The 15110-nt window shown below is 48.0% G+C and carries 17 protein-coding genes; all 17 read left to right on the forward strand.

What is annotated here, in order from left to right; genetic code table 11:
• The first annotated feature begins 81 nt into the window (after positions 1-81).
• The 17 genes from ACFO8Q_RS20435 (at position 82) to ACFO8Q_RS20515 (ending at position 15090) form a co-directional block, all read left to right on the forward strand.
• On the forward strand, positions 82-1791 hold the full coding sequence (locus ACFO8Q_RS20435; RefSeq protein WP_380028533.1) for a DUF2339 domain-containing protein: 1710 nt from the start codon (positions 82-84) through the stop codon (positions 1789-1791).
• 100 nt (positions 1792-1891) lie between these two features.
• A complete protein-coding gene (locus ACFO8Q_RS20440) occupies positions 1892-2464 on the forward strand; it encodes a phospholipase D-like domain-containing protein (protein WP_380028535.1) in 573 nt (190 codons plus the stop codon).
• Between the two features lie 315 nt (positions 2465-2779).
• Entirely contained in the window at positions 2780-3079 is a 300-nt protein-coding gene (locus tag ACFO8Q_RS20445; protein ID WP_380028537.1) for an EthD family reductase, read from the forward strand.
• 9 nt (positions 3080-3088) lie between these two features.
• Entirely contained in the window at positions 3089-3535 is a 447-nt protein-coding gene (locus ACFO8Q_RS20450; RefSeq protein WP_380028661.1) for a hotdog fold thioesterase, read from the forward strand.
• 59 nt (positions 3536-3594) lie between these two features.
• Positions 3595-3990 (forward strand): PaaI family thioesterase, encoded by a 396-nt coding sequence (locus tag ACFO8Q_RS20455; RefSeq protein ID WP_380028539.1) that lies wholly within the window; start codon positions 3595-3597, stop codon positions 3988-3990.
• A 31-nt stretch (positions 3991-4021) separates the two neighbouring features.
• On the forward strand, positions 4022-4807 hold the full coding sequence (locus tag ACFO8Q_RS20460; protein WP_380028542.1) for an enoyl-CoA hydratase-related protein: 786 nt from the start codon (positions 4022-4024) through the stop codon (positions 4805-4807).
• A 32-nt stretch (positions 4808-4839) separates the two neighbouring features.
• Positions 4840-6171 carry a phenylacetate--CoA ligase PaaK gene (gene paaK / locus ACFO8Q_RS20465; RefSeq protein WP_380028544.1) on the forward strand — a complete coding sequence of 444 codons (1332 nt, stop codon included), beginning with the start codon at positions 4840-4842 and terminating at the stop codon, positions 6169-6171.
• Positions 6172-6200: 29 nt separating this feature from the next.
• Complete coding sequence (locus ACFO8Q_RS20470; protein WP_380028546.1) at positions 6201-6974, forward strand: enoyl-CoA hydratase-related protein; 774 nt, start codon at positions 6201-6203, stop codon at positions 6972-6974.
• Between the two features lie 12 nt (positions 6975-6986).
• Positions 6987-7763, forward strand: a complete 777-nt coding sequence (locus tag ACFO8Q_RS20475; RefSeq protein ID WP_380028548.1) for an enoyl-CoA hydratase-related protein — start codon at positions 6987-6989, stop codon at positions 7761-7763.
• 24 nt (positions 7764-7787) lie between these two features.
• Positions 7788-8645: a 3-hydroxyacyl-CoA dehydrogenase NAD-binding domain-containing protein gene (locus tag ACFO8Q_RS20480; RefSeq protein WP_380028550.1), complete on the forward strand. Its 858-nt coding sequence runs from the start codon at positions 7788-7790 to the stop codon at positions 8643-8645.
• On the forward strand, positions 8629-9384 hold the full coding sequence (locus ACFO8Q_RS20485; protein WP_380028552.1) for a 3-hydroxyacyl-CoA dehydrogenase family protein: 756 nt from the start codon (positions 8629-8631) through the stop codon (positions 9382-9384). Before ACFO8Q_RS20480 ends, ACFO8Q_RS20485 begins: the two co-directional genes overlap by 17 nt.
• Positions 9385-9398: 14 nt before the next feature.
• A complete protein-coding gene (gene pcaF / locus ACFO8Q_RS20490) occupies positions 9399-10604 on the forward strand; it encodes a 3-oxoadipyl-CoA thiolase (RefSeq protein ID WP_380028554.1) in 1206 nt (401 codons plus the stop codon).
• A 121-nt stretch (positions 10605-10725) separates the two neighbouring features.
• Positions 10726-11568, forward strand: coding sequence for a phenylacetic acid degradation operon negative regulatory protein PaaX (gene paaX / locus ACFO8Q_RS20495; protein ID WP_380028556.1), 843 nt, complete (start codon positions 10726-10728; stop codon positions 11566-11568).
• A gap of 95 nt (positions 11569-11663) precedes the next feature.
• Entirely contained in the window at positions 11664-12542 is an 879-nt protein-coding gene (locus ACFO8Q_RS20500; RefSeq protein WP_380028558.1) for a branched-chain amino acid ABC transporter permease, read from the forward strand.
• A 1-nt stretch (position 12543) separates the two neighbouring features.
• The gene (locus tag ACFO8Q_RS20505) at positions 12544-13563 is read left to right on the forward strand and encodes a branched-chain amino acid ABC transporter permease (RefSeq protein WP_380028560.1); all 1020 of its coding nucleotides are present in this window, start codon (positions 12544-12546) and stop codon (positions 13561-13563) included.
• A complete protein-coding gene (locus ACFO8Q_RS20510; protein ID WP_380028663.1) occupies positions 13563-14336 on the forward strand; it encodes an ABC transporter ATP-binding protein in 774 nt (257 codons plus the stop codon). Before ACFO8Q_RS20505 ends, ACFO8Q_RS20510 begins: the two co-directional genes overlap by 1 nt.
• Before the next feature lie 16 nt (positions 14337-14352).
• Positions 14353-15090: an ABC transporter ATP-binding protein gene (locus ACFO8Q_RS20515; protein WP_380028562.1), complete on the forward strand. Its 738-nt coding sequence runs from the start codon at positions 14353-14355 to the stop codon at positions 15088-15090.
• The last annotated feature ends 20 nt before the right edge of the window (positions 15091-15110 follow it).

Genomic DNA, 15110 nt, shown 5'->3' on the forward strand with positions numbered 1-15110 from the left:
CTTTGCTGTTTTTTCTTATAGTTTCCCAAAATGGCATGATATACTGTTGAAAATAGACCCTGTCTGGCAAGGGGAGAGTACATGAGCGAGATCAATCGAATGGAACGGTTGGAAAAACTGGTGGAGGAGCAAGGCGAGGAAATCCGGTTGTTGCGGCAGCAAGTCGAGTTATTGCAACAAAGTTTGAATCCGGTACCCACTATAAAGCGCGATGTGCAGCAACCAGCCGTTAGAGAAGTTCCTGTAAAACCTGCCCGGGTGCAACAAGAACCAAACAAAGAGGTAGAGCCAAAAAAAGAACCGGAGAAGGTTGATTGGGAACACTTCATTGGAAGAGTTTGGCTTCCCCGTATTTTTATTCTTGTTCTTCTGCTAGGGGTGATCTGGGGATTTAAGGCCGCGATTAACGCAGGGCTGTTAACTGAACCGGTGCGATGTGGTATGGGTCTTGCAGCTTCAATTGTGCTGCTCTATCTCGGAGAAAGACAAATGCGGCTTAACCGGGATGCTCTGGGGCAGGTCCTGTTGGGCGGGGCCGTATCTTTACTCATGCTTACCACTTTTGCGGCTCATATTTTATACGGGTTAATTCCGGCAGTACCGGCTTTTCTATTAAATGTTGGATTCATCGCGGGCGGAATCTTCCTTTCTGTTCGTCACCGGTCCGAGGCTTTGGCGATACTTTCAAGCATTGGCGGCTATATGGTGCCGTTCCTGATTAAAAGCACAGCGCCCAGTACAGTCTTCTTCGTTGGCTACGAGGTGCTCCTTTCAGCAACGTTTCTTGTTTTGTCAGTCCGGAAAGGATATGAGAAACTGTATTACGCTTCGCTCGGATTGTTTCACTTGACTCTGCTTGTATTCGCAGGTTTTGTCCACATCGCGGACGAACACGTTCTTGCGATAGGAGTGTTGGCTCAACATGTGGTGATACTGGCACTGCTGTTTCTAAGATGGAAAATGGGAGAGACCCAGTCGATCACTTTATTCACGAGTGCTGCAGTCACAACCGCATGGTGGTATGGATTGCTGGGAAATACTGACTCCCGTTTTTACGAAGGCTTCCTGCTTGTCCTTGCCATTTTTTATGGTGGTGTTGCGTTATGGCGGCGGAAAGACTCAGAGGACCAAGTGGCTGCCTATGTTTCGATCTCCGCCTTTTCCTTGATGATTTACCTGATCCACGTTTTTCAGGGTTCCAGTGAGGCTGTGGCATTGCTTGCTGAGGGAACCGGTGTCTTGATCTTGGCTTTGCTCGTCCGATCCGGCTTGCAGTTGGCGACCGGTACGGTGGTCTATCTTTTGGGATTGCTGCTGACTCTGAAAGAACCGATTGGAAAAATTGTCTCCGGTCCCACGCTGGCTTGGGTGGTTTTGTTGGGGACATTGACGCTGTTATTCCGGCAAATTCGCAAAAGTACCGAAGGAGAAAACGAGTTGCAGATCCCACTGCAGCTGCCGAAAGGGATTGCTCTGTCCGGAGCGGTGCTGCTGTTGGTTTTCCTAACCCAAATAACAGATGTACTCGCGGAGCCGCTTAGCCGCGATGGAAAGCACATGGCAATCTCGTTCACGTGGGCGTTCTCTGCAATCGCGGTCATCCTATTCGGAATCATCAAGAGGATCAAACTGGCACGCTTGTTTGGAGTGATCCTGCTCTTCGTAACATTGCTAAAGCTGATCCTTATTGATCTTCCGAGTGTTTCTGTGCTCGTTCGGGCTGTTTTGTTTATCGGATTAGGTGCGATAGGGGTCGCGATTTCCCGTTTCTTCTATCAAAAGAAAGAGTGAGTTCTATCAATTTGGGCCTTCTACCCTTGTGGGAGAGGGCTTCTTTATCGTATACCTGAAGAGAAGTCATCTATGATGAGCATCAAAGGGAGAGGTTGAGTTGAGGAAGACGGCATTAGGCATTTTGCTTCTAAGCAGTATGTTGTCATCAGGATGCAGCGAACTAACGAAGCCCACTCAGGGTTCCAGTCAAATGTCAACGGGCCGTACGCTTTCTGAAAGTATTTATTTTACGCAGGCAGACGAACATCCGGAAAGAGCGATACGATCCGTGATTCAAAACGCAAAGTCGACACTGGATATTGCGATCTATTCCATCACGGAAGACAGCATAGTGAAAGAGATTGTGAATGCGAAAAGAAGAGGGGTTAAAGTTCGGGTCATTACCGATGACCAGCAAGTACAAAATAAATACCAAAATGAAGATATTCGTAAACTTTTGTCCGAGGGGATCCCCGTGAAGGTCAACTCTCATAGCGGACTGATGCATTTAAAAATGACCGTGGCCGACCGCCAAGTCTTTGCTGTTGGATCTTTTAACTATACCAAGGCGGCCAGCACAACCAATGATGAGGTGCTGATTGTACTTAATGATCCACAAGGCGCGGAAAAATGCGGACGGGAATTTGAACGGATGTGGAATGATTCAAAAGAGTTTCGGGATTTTCGTTAAAGCGATGCCCGACACAATAAAAAGCCTTGAACTCTTTAGTTTAAGGCTTTTTTACTTGCCCGATTTATTCGACAGAGATATCGCTTTTGTCTTTGCTGTGTTCCAGCCATTCGTCAAGCACTTGTTTGTCGAGCACTCCATTCGTAATCATGGACAGCTGCTCAAGAAAACTAACAGAAAAAATATATTGACTCAAAAATGATATTGATAATATACTAATTACAATAACAACGTGAAAATAACGTTATATAAAAATAATGTTATACGTTTGCGCGGTTCTCACGTTGAACTTGTGATAAAAGGGAGGATCCTAATATGGTCAAATTGGTGGCAATCTATCGCAAACCGGAAAATGTGGAAGAGTTCGATCAGCATTATAACAACGTCCATGCACCACTCGCGGCAAAGATGCCAGGTCTCATCAAGCTGGAGGTCAATAAAATCTACGGAGCTCCAATGGGAGAAAGCGATCTTCATTTAATCGCAGAAATGTATTTCGAAAATAAAGAAGATTTGACCAACTCCCTCTCTTCCCCAGAAGGACGTGCTGCAGGGAAAGATTTGATGGGGTTTGCCGGTAAACTGGTATCCATGCACTTTGCGGAAGTACTGTAGGTGACCATAGTGAAGAGTCCCCTCGATGATGAAACCGTTCACAAACAATACTTTGAACAAATCTATGAAAAATTGAAGCAGGATCGATTCAGCCAATTTCTCGGAATGACATTGGTTGAAGTCGGTGAGGGAACGGCGACTGCCGAATTGGAAGTGACGGAGGATATGTTGAATGCCCATGGCACTACGCATGGTGCCGTTATCTTCGCATTGGCCGATTTTGTCTTCGCGGTTGCCTGTAACTCCTATGGAAAAACGTCGGTTGCTTTGTCCATGAATATCGGGTACCTGGCCGCAAGTCAAAAAGGAACCCGTTTACGAGCGACCGCTATTGAGGAAAACCGGACGAACCGAACTGCATGGTATCGCATTCGGGTGGAGAACGAGCAGGGAACTGTTGCGATTCTTGATGCTTTGGCATATCGGAAGAATGACTATTTTGTTCCGATCGAATAATGAGCTTGAAAACGCTTCCTAATAAGGGGATGCGTATGGAAAGTGCAGGTGGTAACGTGATGAACTATGAGACAAAGAATCGCTTCAATCACTACCTTGGGATTGAGATCGAGCGAATTGATGATGAAGGTTGCCGGGCAACATTGAAGATTCGCCCGGAATTCTATAACAGCATCGATGGAGTGGTACATGGCGGGGTAACCGGCACATTAGCCGATGTTGCAATGGGGCATGCGGCTGCTCCCCATATAAATGGAGTACAGCAGTCGGTAACGGTGGAAAGCAAGGTCAGTTATCTCTCGCCGGCCAAAGGGGATTTGTTGATTGCAGAGTCAAAGGTTGTAAAAAGGGGTTCCAAAATAATTGTAATGGAAGCCCGAATAACAACAGGTGAGGGCAAACTGGTGGCAGTGGCTTTAGGAACCTATGCACGTGTGAAACCTAAGGAATTCTGACAGATACTAGTAACCGAGGAGCAAAAACAGCATGGAACGAGAGACAGTATTGTTGGAACGGCAGGGTTATTTAGGAATTATCAAGTTAAACAGACCTGATGAACTGAATGCATTGAATTACCCGACACTCGTCCGATTGGGTGAAATCATTGATGAACTGCAGCAGGACATAAAGGGAACGAGAGCGGTAATCGTAACGGCTTCAGGCAAGGCGTTCTGTGCGGGGGCTGATTTGAAAGAGCGAAGAACGCTCAATGAGCAGCAGGTGCGACGCAACGTGCGAAAAATCAGGGACGTATTTTCTGCTTTGGAGAGACTCCCCCAACCAACGATTGCAGCAATCAACGGGTATGCATTCGGAGGAGGATTTGAATTGGCTCTTGCGTGCGATTTCAGATTTGCTGTTCAGGAAGCCAAACTGGGTCTTACCGAAGTAAGCTTGGGCATTATTCCGGGAGCAGGCGGCACCCAACGTCTGCCGAGGCTGATTGGCCCTTCTAAAGCAAAGGAATTGATAATGACGGCCAGGAAGATTTCGGCGGAAGAAGCTAAGGCGTATGGAATTCTAAACGGCGTGGCAGGAAATGTACTGCATTTATCCGATATGTGTCATTCCTTGGCTGACGAAATTGTTTCCAATGCTCCACTAGCTGTTTATCAGGCTAAATACGCAATCGACAGGGGATTCGGTTCCGATCTGCAAACCGGATTGGATCTGGAATCAAAAGCATACGAGGTGATTATTCCAACGAAAGATCGCCTTGAAGCACTCGAAGCATTTCGTGAAAAAAGGAAGCCCGTTTTTCTTGGGGAGTAACAGGTAGGCTCGTAAAAAAGGGGGTACGAGAAGTGGTATTCAATATTGAAATGGAAACCATGTCACGCGAAGAGATCCAAAAAATCCAACTCGCACGACTGAAAGAGACTGTAAAGCGTTGTTATGAGAATGTTCCTTTTCATAAACAAAATTTTGATGATGCTGGAATTAAGCCGGAGGATATCCAGAGCTTAGAAGATTTGCAGCGTCTTCCGTTCATGAAGAAAACAGATCTGCGTGAGAACTATCCGTTTAACCTGTTTGCAGTCGACATGAAAGAAGTAGTTCGGATTCACGGTTCTTCCGGAACGAAAGGGAAACCAACTGTTGTAGGGTATACGAAAAAGGATATTGAAAATTGGTCTGAGATTGTTGCCAGAGCGATCTGTTGTGCAGGCGGTCGACCGGGAGATATTTTCCATAACGCGTACGGTTATGGATTATTCACAGGTGGACTTGGATTGCATTATGGAATCGAATATCTCGGAGCTGCAGCAGTTCCTATTTCCGGAGGGAATACACCCCGGCAAATCACCTTGATTGAGGATTTTAAACCCCGCGGGATAGCAGCTACTCCATCTTATGTCCTTAACATTGTCGAAGAGATGGAACGGATGGGGATAGACCCAAGACAAACGAGCCTGGAATATGGAATTTTTGGAGCCGAGCCTTGGTCAGAAGAAATGCGCGAACAACTGGAAGAAAAGCTCAGTATTAAAGCAGTTGATATTTACGGTTTGAGCGAAGTGATGGGACCAGGGGTGTCCATTGAATGTTATGAAGCACAAGATGGGCTTCATATCGCGGAAGATCATTTCCTGGCAGAGATTATTGATCCGAATACCAGCGAAGTTCTTCCATACGGAGCAGAAGGGGAACTTGTATTTACTTCCTTAACCAAAGAAGCATTCCCGGTGATCCGATACCGGACAGGCGACATTGCGTCTCTTAATCCGGAAAAGTGTAAATGCGGACGCACTACCATTCGAATGTCACGTATCAAAGGGCGCGCCGATGATATGTTGATTATTCGCGGTGTAAATGTATTTCCGACAGAAATTGAGTCCGTTCTGCTGAGCTTTAAACAATTGGCTCCCTACTATCAGGTAGTGGTGGAACGGGATGGTGCATTGGACCGTTTTGAAGTGCACTGCGAATTGACGTCAGAGTTTATGCACAAGATACAAGATCTTGAGAACAGCGAAGATGTGCTTAAATTGGTGAAAGATATCGGTCAAGCGATGAAGAATGCGCTGGGTGTCTCTGTTTTATTGAGAATCAACCAGCCAAATACGATTCCTCGCAGCGAAGGCAAGGCGATTCGGATCGTTGATAACCGAAATAAAGTGTTAATGGGCAAATAGGATCATACAGCCGAAAGTGAGGAAAGCAGATGGGATACGAGTTCATTCAAGTTTCGGCAGATCAATCAGTGGGGATTCTTACTCTGCACCGCCCAGCGGTTCTGAATGCATTAAATCTGAAGATGGTAGATGAAATTGTTGAAGAATTGGAGCGGATGGATCGGGATGATTCGATTCGAGCCATTGTGCTTACCGGGAATGACAAAGCGTTTGCGGCCGGAGCGGACATTGATGAGATGGCGGACGAATCGGTGATCCCGATGTTACTGAAAGATCAGTTTGCGGTATGGGATCGGATTGCCAAAGTTTCGAAGCCGATCATTGCGGCAGTAAGCGGATTTGTCCTTGGCGGCGGTTGCGAACTGATGATGAATTGTGACATCATCATTGCTTCTGAAACAACCAAGATTGGCCAGCCGGAAGTTAAACTGGGTGTGATGCCGGGGGCCGGGGGCACCCAACGTTTGACAAAAGCGGTGGGGAAAGTCAAGGCAATGGAGATGTTGCTGAGCGGCGAACCGATTACAGCGGACGAAGCGCTCCGTTACGGCTTGATTAACAAGGTAGTTCCGGTAGAGCTGTATTTGCATGAAGCGGTCAAACTCGCCAAGCAAATCGCGGCTCAGCCGCCGGTGGCCGTACGCTTGATCAAGAAATCTGTTCTCAAAGCAATCGACATCCCGTTGGATGAAGGACTGGATTATGAACGCAATTGTTTTTATCTGTTGTTTGCCAGTGAAGACAAAGCCGAAGGAATGAGGGCTTTTATAGAGAAACGCAAACCGGACTTCACGGGGCGATAGGGGATGATAGGAATGTACGAAACAATTTTATATGAAGTACTTGAAGGTATCGGGCGGATTACACTGAACCGCCCGGAGAAATTCAACGCTTTCACAGAGCAGATGCATCGGGAAATCATTGAGGCACTAAAGCGTGCGGACAGGGATCCGGAGGTTCGCTGCATCGTGTTGACAGGTGCGGGAAAAGCGTTTAACGCGGGTCAAGATTTAGGCGATGTTCAGGGAACAGAAATCGATTTTGGCGAATTTCTGCGCAAGCGCTACAATCCAATGATCACCCAAATGCAAAAAACGGAGAAACCGATTATAGCCGCAGTGAACGGAGTGGCCGCAGGGGCCGGAATGAGTTTGGCTTTAGCGTGTGATATTCGGCTCGCGTCCGAGAAGGCGTCTTTTGTGAATGTATTTGTTAACATCGGATTGATCCCGGATTCCGGCGGGTGTTATTTCTTGCCGCGGGTTGTGGGGATCGGGAAGGCATTGGAACTGGCCATTACCGGTGACAAGGTATCGGCGGAAGAAGCGTATCGCATCGGATTGGTCAGTCAAGTGTACCCCGCCGAAACGTTCGAGTCTGATGTCATGGAATATGCCCGTAAGTTGGCGAAACTGCCGACCAAAGGAATCGGTTTGATTAAACGGGCCATGTACAAGGGGCTTCACATGAGTTTGGAAGAAACTTTGGAATATGAAGCATTCACACAGGCAATTGCAGGGAGTACGGAGGATCATAAGGAAGGCGTAGCCGCATTTTTTGAGAAACGTCAGCCGGTATTTAAAGGGAAATAGGCTTATGACAGAGGAGGAAAGCTCGTGGCTGCTTATCAGATCGGCGTGATTGGGGCCGGAACAATGGGGGCGGGAATAGCCCTGGTCTGTGGAAGAAAAGGGCACAGTGTTCTGTTGCTGGATTCCAATCAAGCCATATTAGAGAAAGCTCAATCCTATCTGCTGTCGACTTTGGCCAAGGATGTGGAGAAAGGCAGGATCAGCGAACGGGAAAAAGAGGCTGTCTACCAGTCAGTAAAACCGGTACAAGACATCCAACAGCTCGCCGGTTGCGACATTGTGATTGAAGCAGTTTCGGAGCGGATGGATCTGAAAAAATCAATCTTCAAATCCTTAACGGAGATCTGCCGATCAGATGCACTGCTTTTGACGAACACCTCTTCTCTTTCCATCACTGAAATTGCAGGAGGATTGGACAATCCGGAACGGATTCTGGGAATGCATTTCTTCAATCCGGCTCCTGTCATGCCGCTGGTAGAAGTGATCCGAGGAAAGAAATCAGGTGCCGAGCAGGCGGAGTTTGTCTATCAATTTGCACAGGATCTCGGGAAGGTACCGGTTTATGCGAACGATACTCCAGGATTTATCGTCAATCGTGTAGCCCGGCCGTATTATAACGAATCCCTGCGGATTCTGGGAGACCGGGTTGCCAGTGTCGAGCAAATTGATCAGATTCTCACACAAGCGGGGGGATTTAAAATGGGCCCGTTCGAACTCCAAGATTTGATTGGAATCGATGTGAACTTTGCGGTGACTGAGTCAGTTTATGAAAACTTTTTCCATGAAGGTCGATTTAAGCCAAGTCGTATTCAGCAGCGGATGGTTCAGGCAGGAACTTTAGGCAGAAAGTCCGGTGAGGGATACTATGACTACAACAAATAAGTGGATTTTGCTGGCTGGCAAGGGCCCTCTGTTTACCGAATTAAAAGAGCTCTTTGAGAGCAAGAGCTATGGAGTAGTGTCCCAGGAAAGAATAGAGGAATATCCGAACAGCATTCAATTCGCGGTAGAAGTATCAAATTATGACCTCGATGTGAAGAAGGCTGTGGTACAAAGCCTGGATCATGTCTTGGCTCCGGATATTCCAATCATCACCACTTCCCTAGCGATTACGGCTACTGAAGTTGCCTCATGGACACGCCATCCGGAACGAATCTGTGGTTTTGGCACATTCGTTCCGGTAGCTGAGCGAAACGTATTGGAGATTGCTCCAGCTTTGCAGACGTCGATTGAAACGCTCGAACAGACAGAGAAGTTCTTTCAATCTCTCGGCAAAAACACAGCTGTGGTAGAGGATGAGGTTGGATTAGTGTTTCCGAGAGTACTGTCGCTCATTATCAATGAAGCTGTTTTTACCGTGATGGAGGGAACCGCTACACCCGAGGATATTGATATTGCAATGAAGAAAGGCACCAACTACCCCTATGGTCCGCTCGAATGGGCCGATCAAGTCGGATTGGACGAAGTATATTCGGTGATCCGCGGGCTGCATCGCGATTTGGCTGAGGAACGATACAGACCGGCCCCGTTGCTCCGCAAGATGGTGTTGGCAGGCAGGCTGGGAAGTCGCAGCGGCCAGGGTTTTTATTCCTATCAAAATGAACTGGCAACCAGCAAATAAGGGGGATGGCAGAGATGAGAACACCGGTTATTGTTGATGCGGTAAGAACCGCCGTGGGCCGATACGGCGGTGCCTTAAAAGACGTCCGTCCTGATGACTTAGGCGCGGTTGTAATTCGCAAACTGTTGGAACGCAATCCAATTGACCCTGAATTCATTGACGACGTGATTTATGGGTGTGCCAATCAGGCTGGTGAAGACAACAGAGATGTAGCGAGAATGTCAGTGTTGTTGGCGGGACTGCCTGTAACGGTTCCTGGTGTAACCGTGAATCGTTTGTGCGGTTCCGGTCTTGAAGCTGTCAATCAGTGTGCGAATGCAATCGAGGCGGGCCGCGGGAACGTGTATATCGCCGGAGGCACGGAAAGCATGACACGAGCTCCGTTTGTCATGCTGAAATCCGAAAGTGCATATGCGCGCGGGAATCAACAGATGTTTGACACTACGATTGGCTGGCGATTTATTAATGAAAAGTTGGCAGCAATGCACTACCCTTACAGCATGGGTGAAACGGCTGAAAATGTGGCCGAACAATACGGCATTAGCCGGGAAGATCAGGACCAATTTGCTTTATCCAGCCAGCAGAAGTATGCAAAAGCACTGGCCGAAGGCAAATTCAAGAATGAGATTGTTCCTGTTGAAATTACCGGACGTAAGGGTGAGATTACAATTTTTGATCAGGATGAACATCCTCGTCCAAACACAACGATTGAACAACTTGCCAAGTTGAAACCTGCCTTCCGTCAAGGGGGAACAGTAACCGCGGGCAACTCTTCAGGTGTAAATGATGGTGCAGCCGCTCTGTTGTTGATGGAACAAGAAACGGCAGCTCAATTGGGTCTAAAACCAAGAGCGCGTGTTGCAGCTTCTGCCGTTGCAGGCGTAGAACCGTCGATTATGGGAATCGGCCCTGTTCCGGCCACTCGCAAAGCTCTGAAACAGGCAGGGTTGACCATCGATGATATTGATCTGATCGAAATAAATGAAGCTTTTGCGGCTCAATCTTTGGCCTGTATTCGAGAGTTGAATGTGAATACGGAACGGCTGAATGTGAACGGTGGTGCAATTGCGATCGGGCATCCGCTGGGATGCAGCGGTGCGCGCATCCTGACAACATTACTGAATGAAATGGAGCGGCGGGATGCTCGCTATGGATTAGCCACCATGTGTATTGGAGTCGGACAGGGGATTGCCACGATTATCGAACGTGATCGTCCCTGATTCGAGAATTTTTTGACATGTAATGGCTCTCGTTCACTCCGTTCTACATTCGATATATTTGCTGGTATAATAAGCGAGTATATAAAAGAAGTTCGAAATTGTTGAATGGAGTTGAACCAAGTTGAAACCACAATCGATGCTTTTCACCATATATGGCGAATATGTTCGCCATCACGGGGGTGAAATCTGGGTAGGCAGCTTAACCCGTTTAATGGGCGAGTTCGGAATGTCTGAACAGGCTGTGCGTGTGGCAATTTCCCGTACTGTTAGCCAAGGATGGCTGAAAGCTCGCAAAATCGGCAACCGATCCTATTATTCCATGACTCCGCGAGGCAAGAAACGGCTTGACGAGGCTGGAGCCCGGATTTATAAACAAACGTCCGCAAAATGGGATGGCAAGTGGTGCATAACCACCTATAACATTCCGGAAAAGCAGCGAGCGATGCGGGATCAATTCAGGAAGGAACTGTCGTGGATGGGGTTTGGTATGCTGGCCAACAGTGTGTGGATCAGTCCGAATGATTTGGCTGATCGAGTAAAAGAAATCGCTGAATCCTACAATATCACCGACTGCATCGAGATTTTCACGTCCGAGCATATAGGAATAAGCACGGATAAGCAGTTGGTGGAGAAGTGCTGGAATCTCGACGAGATTAATAAAGCCTACCAAGAATTCATCGACCAGTACCGGCCGCAATATGAAAAACTGCGGGAGCAGGTGGAGAAGAAACAGGAGATTTCGGACGGCGAATGTTTCGTCGAGAAGACCAAGTTGGTTCACGAGTACCGCAAGTTTCTGTTTATTGATCCGAGCCTTCCGGAAGAGCTGTTGCCCAATTTTTGGGTAGGACGGGATGCGGATGATTTATTCCGTAACTACTACGCGTTACTGGATCCCGGTGCTGTCCGTTTCTTTCTCAGTGTATTTGAAAGCGCACCTGATAAAGATTTAGCTCTTTCTTAAGCACAGCATAGGAGGTCGATCCCAAGCGATTCCCTAACGGCCTCCTTCTCATTTTTCAAAAATAGAACATCGAAGAGGAACAGGAGGGGGTTTTTGTGACTGAATTTTTGCAATATATAGCCAACGGTCTGGTTATCGGGGGAGTCTATGCAATTGTCGCTGTTGGATTTGTCATGATTTACAACGTCAGCAAAGTGATCAATCTGGCTCAAGGCGAGTTCCTGATGCTGGGCAGCATGCTGACTGTTTCGTTGATCAGCATGGATATTCCTTACGCAGCGGCAATCGTGCTGGCGATTCTGCTCGTCACGGGGATCGGAGTCCTGATGCAGAAATACATTATCGGATTGGCCAAAAAAGCGACGCCGTTAAGTCTGATCATCTTGACGATTGGTGTATCCATTTTGATTCGCGGGATCGCAAGTCAGATCTGGGGAAAAGACTCTTATACTCTTAAGCCGTTGACCGGCAATGATCCGATATCGGCGGCCGGAGTCAGTGTTGCAAAGCAAAGTGTTTGGGTTGTGGCGGCCGTACTGATTATCTTGATCGCACTGTGGTACCTCATGGAAAAAACCGTAACCGGGAAAAAGATTAAAGCTTGCTCAGTCAACACACTGGCCGCCAGGTTAATGGGTGTAAGTCCGTCGAAGATGGCCATGTTAGCATTTGGAATCAGTGCAGCTGCAGGCGCCATAGCAGGGATTGTGATCGCTCCCTTAAATGTGACTTCCTATGATGTCGGTACCCTGCTTGGAATTAAAGGTTTCTCCGCGGCGATTTTGGGCGGATTGGGAAGTCCGTTAGGAGCCACGGTTGCAGGGTTGCTGCTTGGTTTATTGGAATCTTTGGGTGCCGGTTTGATCAGTTCAGGTGTCAAAGATGCAATTGCATTCTTGGTTTTGATTGCGGTTCTGTTGATAAAGCCAACAGGACTGTTCGGAGAGCGAAGTGTCGGGAAAGGAGGCTTATAACATGCTGCCAAAAGTCAAAACATTGCGAAAAGGGGTTGTGGTCTACCTCTTGCTCGTCATTCTTTTCCCACTCTTGTTAGCAGATAGCTACTATCACTCAGTTGGTGTAATTGTCGGGTTGCATGCGATTGTAGCCATAGGTTTGGGCCTCGTAATGGGGTTGGCTGGGCAGATCTCACTCGGTCAAGCGGGTTTCTGGGGAATCGGAGCTTATACATCGGCCGTATTGGCTGCAAAATACGGAGTGCCCCCTGTACTCGGAGTAATGATTGGTGCCATAGTTCCTGGGATCGTTGCTTTTATCGTGGCCCGTGCGATTGCCGGACTCCAGGGATATTATCTTGCAATGGCCACTCTGGCTTTCGGTTATATCGTACAGATTGGGATTGCCGAGTGGGAATCGGTTACAGGCGGTGCCAATGGGATGATCAGCATTCCGCCACTCGACATCTTCGGGATTGGTTCAAGTGAAGTCAGCATGTATTACCTGGTCTGGGGAGTCGTGACTCTGGTTCTGCTGTTTTCCCTAAACATTATGAACTCACGTGTGGGCCGTGCATACCGTGCGATACACAAGAGTGAGATTGCCGCTACCTCAATGGGAGTCGACGTTGCCCAATTCAAATTGAGCGCCTTTGTCGTAAGCGGAATGTTTGCCGGTTTATCCGGAGCTCTGTACGCCCATTACATGGGAATTCTTGATCCGCAGCCTTTTGGGCTGCACGAATCGATCAAGTTTCTGACCATAGTTGTGGTGGGAGGGATGACGAGTATTTGGGGAGCGTTGATTGGTGCCGTGGTGATCAATGCAATAGGTGAGATTCTGATTGTACTGGGTGAGCATTTGCCATGGTTAAAAGGGGATATCGACACAATTGTGTTTGGCGCGATCCTCGTCGCGATCATCATGTTCATGCCGGAAGGTCTGGTGCCTCGTGTAAGATCTTGGTTGATGAAATCCAAAGGAGACACCCGGAGCGAAATTCGATCTGAAAAAGTGGAAATGGAGACGGTGTCATGATGGACAGATTGCTGCATGTCAATACAATTTCAAAGTCGTTTGGCGGAGTGCAAGCGGTCAATAACGTCGAGTTTCATGTGCATGCAGGGGAAATTGTCGCTTTGATCGGGCCGAATGGGGCCGGTAAGAGTACCGTGTTGAATATGGTATCCGGGGTATTCCCGCCTTCGAGCGGTGAAATCCGCTTCGACAATCGATTCATGTCTACGGTTAGGGGACACCAGTATGCGGCGGCAGGAATCTCGCGGACATTTCAAAACCTGCAAGTTTTTGATGATATGACCGTTCTTGAAAATGTGATGGTGGGATTTCATTCGAGAACAAGGTCCGGTTTGTTCGGATGCGGTTTGGGAAGCGGGAGATCCCGGAGAGAAGAGAAATTCATGCGCGAGCAATCATATCGATTGTTGAAACAGGTTGGGATTGCTGAATTGGCTGAAAAAACAGCAGGCAATCTGCCTTACGGCAAACTGCGGTTATTGGAAATTGCGAGAGCGATGGCGGTGGAGCCGAAGTTATTGCTGCTTGATGAACCGGCAGCCGGACTGAACCATACCGAAACGGCCGAACTGAGCCTATTGTTTAAGCGGATTCAGGCAGCCGGTACCGCGATTCTGCTAGTCGAACATGATATGGATATGGTGATGAACGTTGCCGATCGGATTGTCGTCCTCGATCAAGGAGAAAAAATTGCGGAAGGCATACCGGAGGAGATTCAGCAAAATCCGAAAGTGATTGCCGCTTATCTGGGTCAAGAAGAAGTAGCTGTATAGTTTAGGGGGTGAGCCGATGGGCAAGACAATCTTGAAAGTTCAGGATCTAACTGCTCGCTATGGACCGATTCAGGTGCTCCATGGTATAAACCTGCAAGTATCGGAAGGCGAGATTGTTTCCCTCCTGGGTGCCAACGGGGCCGGCAAAACCACACTGCTCAACTGCATCTGCGGTCTGCACAGTGCAAAAGAGGGTACAGTGGAATTTGACGGCCAAGAGATAACCCGCATACCAGCGGAAAAAGTGGTGCGGCAAGGAATGGCCCACGTACCGGAGCGAAGGCAGATTTTCTCCACACTTTCAGTGGAAGACAATCTCTGGCTGGGTGCATCCCATCGGATGCGGGAGGCCGGCAAACAGGTGATTTTACAGGAGATTGATCAAATTTATCAACGTTTTCCGATTTTACGTGAACGGAAACGGCAAATGGGCGGCACGCTGTCAGGAGGGCAGCAGCAGATGTTGGCGATCGGGCGTGCTTTGTTGTCAAAACCGAAACTTCTCTTGTTAGATGAACCTTCGCTTGGATTGGCGCCGTTAATCGCGAAGGAAATCCTGCAGATTGTTCAGGAGATCCGGGACCAATGGGGGACTACTGTCCTGCTCGTTGAACAGAATGCGATTGGGGCTTTGGCGGTTTCGGATAGAGCCTATGTGTTACAAACGGGAACCGTTATGTTGGAGGGAACCGCAAAGGAAATTGTCAGTGATTCACGGGTTCAATCCGCTTATTTAGGGAAGGCCCATGCATAACAAATCCAAGGGGGTTTTAC

It is taken from the genome of Effusibacillus consociatus (assembly GCF_042652925.1).
GTDB lineage: Bacteria > Bacillota > Bacilli > Tumebacillales > Effusibacillaceae > Effusibacillus > Effusibacillus consociatus.

What these genes read in the sequence shown, in the direction of transcription:
- ACFO8Q_RS20435 (WP_380028533.1), top strand. Translation starts at nt 82, where the DNA reads ATGAGCGAGATCAATCGAATGGAACGGTTGGAAAAACTGGTGGAGGAG.
- ACFO8Q_RS20445 (WP_380028537.1), top strand. Translation starts at nt 2,780, where the DNA reads ATGGTCAAATTGGTGGCAATCTATCGCAAACCGGAAAATGTGGAAGAG.
- ACFO8Q_RS20455 (WP_380028539.1), top strand. Translation starts at nt 3,595, where the DNA reads ATGAACTATGAGACAAAGAATCGCTTCAATCACTACCTTGGGATTGAG.
- ACFO8Q_RS20460 (WP_380028542.1), top strand. Translation starts at nt 4,022, where the DNA reads ATGGAACGAGAGACAGTATTGTTGGAACGGCAGGGTTATTTAGGAATT.
- ACFO8Q_RS20470 (WP_380028546.1), top strand. Translation starts at nt 6,201, where the DNA reads ATGGGATACGAGTTCATTCAAGTTTCGGCAGATCAATCAGTGGGGATT.
- ACFO8Q_RS20475 (WP_380028548.1), top strand. Translation starts at nt 6,987, where the DNA reads ATGTACGAAACAATTTTATATGAAGTACTTGAAGGTATCGGGCGGATT.
- ACFO8Q_RS20485 (WP_380028552.1), top strand. Translation starts at nt 8,629, where the DNA reads ATGACTACAACAAATAAGTGGATTTTGCTGGCTGGCAAGGGCCCTCTG.
- pcaF (WP_380028554.1), top strand. Translation starts at nt 9,399, where the DNA reads ATGAGAACACCGGTTATTGTTGATGCGGTAAGAACCGCCGTGGGCCGA.
- ACFO8Q_RS20505 (WP_380028560.1), top strand. Translation starts at nt 12,544, where the DNA reads ATGCTGCCAAAAGTCAAAACATTGCGAAAAGGGGTTGTGGTCTACCTC.
- ACFO8Q_RS20510 (WP_380028663.1), top strand. Translation starts at nt 13,563, where the DNA reads ATGGACAGATTGCTGCATGTCAATACAATTTCAAAGTCGTTTGGCGGA.
- ACFO8Q_RS20515 (WP_380028562.1), top strand. Translation starts at nt 14,353, where the DNA reads ATGGGCAAGACAATCTTGAAAGTTCAGGATCTAACTGCTCGCTATGGA.